Raw genomic sequence first — 7,398 nt, forward strand, 5'->3', positions numbered from 1 at the left:
AAAAGTGCAGGAAAAGTAACATATTTGAAAAAAGAGTAAATGCTCAACTTCGCAGAATAAATGAACTGAATAAGTTATAAATAGCAGTTGATTAGAGTAAAAGTGTTATTTTTAGGTCTTAAGTAAATGAATTTTATTAAATAATTTTTTAGGGTAATGTTTGGGTAAATATGAGTTTAATTGCTTTTAATTTAAACATTTAATTAACACTTGTATAAAAAAGAGGAGTTTTAAGTGCAAAAAAAGCCACCCCGAAGGGTGGCTCCTTTGAAAACTAAGAGATTAGAAGCGGTAACCGATTTTTAAACCGTATGCCCATGCATCGTTGTCTTCAAACTCTGCAACATAATCAGAACCGCCTGCTTGAGCACCTGTTTGGGCTTTAGCATCACCCAACATGAAGTATTTTACACCACCTGCAATAAAGTAGTTTGGTGCAGGTGAGTATTGAACCCCTAGACCCACGTTCCAATAACCTTCAGTAGGACCAAGAGTTGATACAGGGTTACCTGCGCCAGAATCCCAACCTACTGATACGTTACCAGCCCATAGGTCATTAAATTTACGGCCTACACCTACAGTTGCTGAAATTTGATCATCTTCATATTCAACCAGATTAAAGCCATCTGGACGACCTACTAGAGGACCTACAGCTTCACTGATATTGCCAAATTGGTAAGGGCGAATAGAAAAGTTTGACCAGTCTACCCAGCGTACATTAGCGAAAGCTACAGTATTTGCCATGATTCCAGTTTGGAAATCCAGGTTTACAGATTGAGGTGTAGTAATTTTAGTTTTGCCTGAATCATCTAAAGTAGCAAGCTGGGCAGGAGAAACACCTAAACCACCCAATACAGTTGTTAGTAAAGGGAAGTTTAAAAGTGATAAGTCTTCAGAAGCTGAAACATCATGGTCAATTTCTGAACGATAAGTTACAGAAGCTTTTAAAGCAATATCTGGGATTTGGAAGGCTAAACCTGCTAACCAGCCTGTACCACTTGTTTCTTTAAATGTCGCATCATAACCGTTGAAAAGGCTATATGCTTGACCGCGTAAGCTTAGATTCCCTTTAACAGTTTGATAAACACCACCACCGTAGATATTCCAGTTTTCAGTCGGTTGGTAACCAAAAACTAAAGACAGGTTTTGAGTATCTACTTCAACTTTAGTATTACCTTCGCCTAAGAAATTATTACCTACAGCAAGTGCTCCAGTTAACTGTTGAAATGCTGCACTATCTCTAACTTCTTGAGAAGCAAATGCTATTGTTTGGTCATTTACTGGCTGTCCTTGAGCTTTAAGAGCTGCAATTGCTCTAGCACGCACAATATTGTTTATTGCACCAGTTGATAAAATAGTGTCTGTACCTGGGTTTGAAGTAAAGACATTGGTACCTTGGTATTCTGCCTCAGCGCCATATGGTTGGTCATATAAAATACCGACTGAGAACTTTTCAGTAGGTTGGAATTTTAAGGCTGCGCTTGGGAAATAGTAATCACCAGCCATATCTTCAATATTACGGCGTGTTTCACTTGTACCAGCTTCTTTACCAGATACATCTGGATCTAGGACTGAAATACCTGCTTCAAAGTAGTTACCCGGTTGTAAGAATGCAGCAATAGATTGACCAGAACGATCTAGAGCTGCAGCAAAAGCACCTGTCATTGGTACAGTTGCTAAAATCATTGCTGTGCTTAGTGCTTTTAATTTCATTATACATTTCCCTTGGGCTATAAAGTCTTTTATGACTGTTTTTGTTGATGCTTTAAGCTTTCATCTAGGATGATTTCGGCTTGTATTCACCGAGATCATTTGTTACTCCATGTGACAAAAATAGCACAATTAAAATAAGAGTAAATGCTCTACATGAACTATTGAGTATAAAATCCAACCTCATTAGAGCTTAAACTCTAAATTAATCTTATTTTTTTATTGTTATTTATTGATAAATAATAAAAAAATTATAAAAAGAGATGTTTTTTTAATATTTTTAACTGATTGAAATTTGATCAATTTTAATGGCTGAAAATTTGATGCTTATTTCTTTGAAACTATAATTTTTGAGATTTAATTCAAAATTTTAGAGACGGGCATGCTCTCAAAAATCAGGTGATTAGTGGGTTAAAAACAGAAGCAGCTATATCGCTGCTCCTGATCTGTGGAATTTAAGCTGCATCTAGCCCCGTTGTGATCAGCTTTGCCCCTGTAGCAGCCTGAATTTGTGCAAGGGTCACATCTTTGGCCAGTTCTACGAGCTTTAAGCCCTGTTCAGTCACATCAATCACGCCGAGATCACTAATAATCCGGTTGACGACACCTTGACCGGTCAGAGGCAGGCTGCATTCGGAAAGCAGTTTCGGGCTGCCATCTTTGGCACAGTGTTCCATGAGCACCACGACTTTCTGTACCCCAACCACCAGATCCATGGCGCCGCCCATGCCTTTGACTTTTTTACCTGGAATCATCCAGTTAGCCAAATCGCCACGTTCCGACACTTCCATAGCGCCTAAAATGGCAATGTTGACATGTCCGCCACGAATCATGGCGAAGAACTCTGCACTCGAGAAAAATGATGCCCCTGCTTGTGCAGTTACCGTCTGTTTCCCGGCATTAATCAGGTCAGGATCAAGCGTGTCTTGAGTCGGAAACTCACCAATGCCCAGCAGGCCATTTTCAGACTGTAGCCAGACGTTGATATGTTCTGGAATATAGTTGGCGACCAGGGTGGGCAGGCCAATTCCTAAATTGACATAAAAGCCATCTTGCAGCTCAAGCGCAGCACGCTGGGCCATTTCATTTCGCGTCCATGCCATGGTTTAAGCCTCCACCTTTAAGGTCATCTGTTCAATCCGTTTTTCGGGTGTGCTGTTCAGTACCACACGGTTGATATAAATTCCAGGCAGATGGATCTCATCCGGGTCCAGCTCGCCGATTTCCACAATCTGCTCGACTTCCGCAATGGTAAATTTGCCGGCCATGGCACATTCAGGATTAAAATTACGGGCAGTTTTGCGGAATATTAAATTTCCGGCTTTATCTGCTTTATAGGCTTTAATCAGGGCAACATCAGCCGTTAAGGCGTGTTCTAGAATATAGGATTTTCCCTCAAATTCACGGACTTCTTTGCCTTCAGCAATCAGCGTACCGACCCCGGTTTGCGTGTAAAAGGCCGGAATCTCCGCGCCGCCAGCACGTAATTTTTCTGCCAGTGTGCCCTGAGGGGTTAGTTCCACTTCCAGTTCACCGCTTAAATACTGGCGCTCAAATTCCTTGTTTTTACCAACATAGGAAGAGATCATCTTTTTAATCTGTTTGGTCTGTAGCAATTTACCCAAACCAAAATCATCGACTCCGGCATTGTTGGAAATACAGGTCAGTCCCGTCACCCCGGTATTTTTTAGCGCTTCAATTAAGGCTTCAGGAATGCCACAGAGGCCAAAACCACCTACCGCGAGCGTTTGATGATCGGCCACCACATCGGCCAACGCCAGCTCAGCAGTTGCTACTACTTTATTCATCTGTTTTAACCTGCTTGTTTAGCTGTCGACTTTGGCACTGCCAGCGTTGTTGTCTAACTCGGAGGCATGCAGGAAATGGGTATGATGCGGCGCGCGTTTGGTCTTGCTCCATTGCTCCAGCATTTCATGCTTCATGTCTTCGGTAATCAGGGCGATTTTTTCTGGCGCAGCTTCATCATCGTAGGCCAGTTCCAGACGATGGCCATTCGGATCAAAAAAGTAAATTGAATGGAAAATGCCATGATTGGTCACGCCTAAAACCTCGACACCATTGGCTTCCAGATGCGCTTTGGCTTTGAGCAGTGCAGCGCGGTCTTTGACTTTCAGGGCAATATGCTGCACCCATTTCGGGGTGTTTTCATCACGGCCCATTTCTGGCTGGGTCGGCAGTTCAAAAAAGGCCAGTACATTGCCATTGCCGGCATCCAGGAATAAATGCATGTATGGGTCAAAGGCTTTGGTCGACGGTACATAGTCTTCGGCAAAAGCCAGAATAAAGTCCATATTCAGGTTTTTTTTGTACCACTCGACGGTTTCTTTGGCATCTTTACAGCGATAGGCAACGTGGTGAATTTTTTCAATTTGAATGGTCATGGTTCAATATCCTTATTGATGAATCTTAGGCGGCATCTGCTTGTGCTTCGGGTGCGGCCTGTTGAAATGCAGGCAGGGTGAGGCAATGGCTATAAATCGCGGCAATTTTAGGGAAATCTGCTAAATCGACATGAAAGCGCTGGGCGTTATAGACCTGTGGAATCAGGCAGCAGTCTGCAAAAGTGGGCTGATCGCCAAAACAGAAGCGGCCATTGGAATCGGTCAATTGTGCTTCCAGACTCTGAAAGCCCAAAGTCACCCAATGCTGATACCATGCCGTTTTCTGTTCGTCGCTGAGTTGTAGCGTGCCGCTTAAATATTGCAGTACGCGCAGGTTGTTAATCGGATGAATATCACAGGCAATGCTCTGGCAAAAGGCACGGATTTTGGCGCGTTGCTGTAGATCGGCCGGTAACAGGGCTGGCTGCGGATATTTTTCTTGCAGATATTCCAGAATGCTCAGCGACTGGCTCAGCTGAAAATCATCCTCCACCCAGGCCGGAATCAGGCCGCTTGGGTTGATTTGACGATAGGTAGGCTGATGCTGTTCGCCGCCATTGTTTAGCAAATGTACCGGAATAATCTCAGCTTTTAAGCCCTTCAGGTTCAGCGCAATCCGCACCCGGTAAGCAGCTGAACTGCGAAAATAACTATACAGTTTCATGGGCAGCATCCTGCGCTTCATCTGTGGCAAAGTTAAATTGCACTGCAGGCAAGACGGTGCCGCTGACTTCACCAAAGCCAATGCGCAGGCCATCTTTTTCACAGTAGCCTTTCATGATTAGCGTGTCGCCATCTTCTAGGAAACCACGCTGTTGACCGTTGGCCAAAGTTAACGGTTTGCTAGTGTTCCAGGTCAGTTCCAGCAAGGAGCCATAAGAATCCGGCGTTGGACCAGAAATGGTGCCGGAACCCATTAAATCGCCAACCTGAACATTACAGCCTGAAACAGTGTGATGGGTCAGTTGCTGTGCCATCGACCAGTACATATATTTAAAGTTGGTCTGGCAGATTACATCGCTCTGTTCCGATTGTGCGGCTTTGAGTTCAACCGACAGATGAATGTCATAGCTGTTATCGACCTGTTCTTCACGTAAATAGGCCAGTGGACGTGGCTCTTGTACCTGGGTACGGGTTTTAAACGGTTCCAGCGCCTCCATGGTCACAATCCATGGCGAAATGGATGAAGCAAAGGTCTTGGCATTAAACGGTCCTAAAGGCACATATTCCCATTGCTGGATGTCACGTGCTGACCAGTCATTGAACAGCACCATGCCAAAAATATGCTCCCAGGCATTTTCAATCGAGATGGGTTCACCCAGTTTGTTCGGTTTGCCGACAATAAAGCCGGTTTCCAGTTCAAAATCGAGTTTACGGCAGGCCGAGAAAATTGGACGTTCGGCATTTGGTAACTTGATCTGGCCGGATGGACGTACCACTGGTGTACCACTCACCACCACAGAACTGGCGCGGCCGTTATAACCGACCGGTAATTCTGACCAGTTTGGTAGCAGGGCATTCTTCGGATCACGGAACATGCAGCCGACATTGGTGGCATGTTCTTTAGATGAATAGAAATCGGTATAGCCCGGAATATGTACCGGCAGATGCATATGCACTTCTGCCTGAGCGAAGAAAGCCTGTGCACGTAAACTGTCATTGTCACGTAATGTCGGGTTGTCGGCAGACAGCAGGCTTTGTAATTCCTGACGGATTTTGCGCCAGTTGTGTTGACCCGATTCAATAAATTTATTCAAGGTCGGCTGATTAAAATAACTTTCGCCGGCCTGAATGCTGAGAAAACCGTTCGCTTCCAGCATGGCCAAATCCACCACCCATTCACCTAAGGCTACACCAATACGGCGATGGCCCGTTGGGCTTTCGCTAAATACGCCATACGGCAGGTTCTGAATCGGGAAATCTGAATGTGCTGCAACGTCTACAAATGCTTGCTGAGTCATATGGGTTCCTGCATATCTCGATGAAAACGGTCCAGTGTTTTCTATCTGGGGAGTGATCTGGATCACTTGATTTTTGTCATAAATCTCATCATACTTATTTTTATTAATTACGCAATAGTTAATTAAATTACGAATATCGTAAAAATGTAAATAAAAGAATTCTGCAGAGATGCATTTATAAATCAGAACAGCACGCTAAAATGCTCGGTGTTTACAGGAGAGTAAAATTCTTATGTCAGAAAAGAATCAGGTGGGCGTGCAATCTTTAGAGGTGGGTTTAACCGTGCTGGATGCGCTGATGACCTATCGTCATCCGGTCATGCTCAAAGATTTATCTGAAAAACTGGCCATGCATCCGGCCAAGGTGCATCGTTATATGGTTAGTCTGGTGCGTATGAATTATGCCAAGCAGCTAGAAGATGGCCGTTATGCGCTGGGTGATCAGGCTTATCGTTTTGGCCTGAGCTGTATCCAGCGCAGTGACAGTCTGCAGGCGGCACAGGCACAGATTAATGAACTGCACCAGCATCTGGATTGTGGTTTGCAGATTAGCAAATGGACGGCGCAAGGCCCGCTGATTGTACAGTGGCTGGAGCCGAATCAGCCGGTTTCGGTGATTACCCGTGTCGGTTCGATCATGCCGATGCTGAATTCGGCCACCGGCCGGGCTTATGCTGCGTTTATGCCGGAAGCGCTGGTGCGGCCTTTGCTGGAAAAAGAATGGCAACAGCATCAGGCGCAGCAAAAACCGGTCTATCCACAGAACTGGGATGAATTTTTAACTTTAAAACAGCAGATTCTAAGTGAAGGTGTGGCCACGGTCGCAGGCGATTTGCTGGCCGGAATTCATGCGATTTGTGTGCCGGTATTAAATCAGCACCATGAAATTGAATATGCGATTTCGGTGTTGGGCACTGCTTCGGATTTGCCGCTGGATATGCAGCATCCAAAAATCCAGTATTTAAGAGAGATGGCAGCACGTTTAAGCGCACAGTTACAGCCGATTTAAAATGGTGGGGGAATTCGCCAAGGCAGCTACGCGAGTTGCTTCATCTCGGTGAAGTGCTGAAGATAAAAAAGGAAGGAGATGCGCCCATTGCTGTCCCACAATTTTTCACAAGAGGAAGCTCATTTGAGCTTCCTCTTGTTTTATGGGTATTTTATCGGGTGAAAATAAAGCTTTTAAAGTTCTTCTTTTAAACAAATTCACTTGAATTATTCTGAGTAAACGTTGAACTGTCCAACCTGTTTTTCCTAAATGTCGAGCGAAACTCACCAATAAATAGGCGATCATCGCAATCCAGATTTGTGTCTGAATTGCGTTC

General features: G+C 44.5%; 7 protein-coding genes and 1 pseudogene. 1 reads left to right on the forward strand and 7 read right to left on the reverse strand.

The window, feature by feature from the left end; genetic code table 11:
- Positions 1-282: 282 nt before the first annotated feature.
- The 6 genes from FTU50_RS12205 to fahA form a co-directional block, all read right to left on the reverse strand.
- Positions 283-1,713, reverse strand: coding sequence for an outer membrane protein transport protein (locus tag FTU50_RS12205; protein WP_180047155.1), 1,431 nt, complete (start codon positions 1,711-1,713; stop codon positions 283-285).
- Positions 1,714-2,165: 452 nt separating this feature from the next.
- A complete protein-coding gene (locus tag FTU50_RS12210) occupies positions 2,166-2,813 on the reverse strand; it encodes a 3-oxoacid CoA-transferase subunit B (protein ID WP_180047157.1) in 648 nt (215 codons plus the stop codon).
- A gap of 3 nt (positions 2,814-2,816) precedes the next feature.
- A complete protein-coding gene (locus FTU50_RS12215) occupies positions 2,817-3,518 on the reverse strand; it encodes a CoA transferase subunit A (protein WP_180047159.1) in 702 nt (233 codons plus the stop codon).
- Positions 3,519-3,536: 18 nt separating this feature from the next.
- On the reverse strand, positions 3,537-4,112 hold the full coding sequence (locus FTU50_RS12220) for a VOC family protein (protein ID WP_180047161.1): 576 nt from the start codon (positions 4,110-4,112) through the stop codon (positions 3,537-3,539).
- 25 nt (positions 4,113-4,137) lie between these two features.
- A complete protein-coding gene (gene maiA, locus FTU50_RS12225; protein WP_180047163.1) occupies positions 4,138-4,776 on the reverse strand; it encodes a maleylacetoacetate isomerase in 639 nt (212 codons plus the stop codon).
- Complete coding sequence (gene fahA, locus FTU50_RS12230) at positions 4,763-6,073, reverse strand: fumarylacetoacetase (RefSeq protein ID WP_180047165.1); 1,311 nt, start codon at positions 6,071-6,073, stop codon at positions 4,763-4,765. The genes maiA and fahA overlap by 14 nt, the downstream gene beginning before the upstream one ends.
- 232 nt (positions 6,074-6,305) lie before the next feature.
- On the opposite strand from fahA, the gene FTU50_RS12235 reads away from it, so the two are divergent.
- Positions 6,306-7,082: an IclR family transcriptional regulator gene (locus FTU50_RS12235; RefSeq protein WP_180047167.1), complete on the forward strand. Its 777-nt coding sequence runs from the start codon at positions 6,306-6,308 to the stop codon at positions 7,080-7,082.
- Between the two features lie 105 nt (positions 7,083-7,187).
- Here FTU50_RS12235 and FTU50_RS12240 read toward each other — a convergent pair.
- A pseudogene (locus FTU50_RS12240) lies at positions 7,188-7,398 on the reverse strand (IS4 family transposase); the annotation flags it as partial.

Origin of the sequence: Acinetobacter sp. YH12112 (assembly GCF_013418945.1) — a bacterium.
Lineage (GTDB): Bacteria > Pseudomonadota > Gammaproteobacteria > Pseudomonadales > Moraxellaceae > Acinetobacter > Acinetobacter indicus.

Bases quoted from the DNA above. Each gene is read 5' to 3' on its own strand.
- FTU50_RS12235 (WP_180047167.1), top strand. From the start codon at position 6,306: ATGTCAGAAAAGAATCAGGTGGGCGTGCAATCTTTAGAGGTGGGTTTA.
- FTU50_RS12205 (WP_180047155.1), bottom strand. From the start codon at position 1,713: ATGAAATTAAAAGCACTAAGCACAGCAATGATTTTAGCAACTGTACCA.
- maiA (WP_180047163.1), bottom strand. From the start codon at position 4,776: ATGAAACTGTATAGTTATTTTCGCAGTTCAGCTGCTTACCGGGTGCGG.
- FTU50_RS12220 (WP_180047161.1), bottom strand. From the start codon at position 4,112: ATGACCATTCAAATTGAAAAAATTCACCACGTTGCCTATCGCTGTAAA.
- FTU50_RS12215 (WP_180047159.1), bottom strand. From the start codon at position 3,518: ATGAATAAAGTAGTAGCAACTGCTGAGCTGGCGTTGGCCGATGTGGTG.
- fahA (WP_180047165.1), bottom strand. From the start codon at position 6,073: ATGACTCAGCAAGCATTTGTAGACGTTGCAGCACATTCAGATTTCCCG.
- FTU50_RS12210 (WP_180047157.1), bottom strand. From the start codon at position 2,813: ATGGCATGGACGCGAAATGAAATGGCCCAGCGTGCTGCGCTTGAGCTG.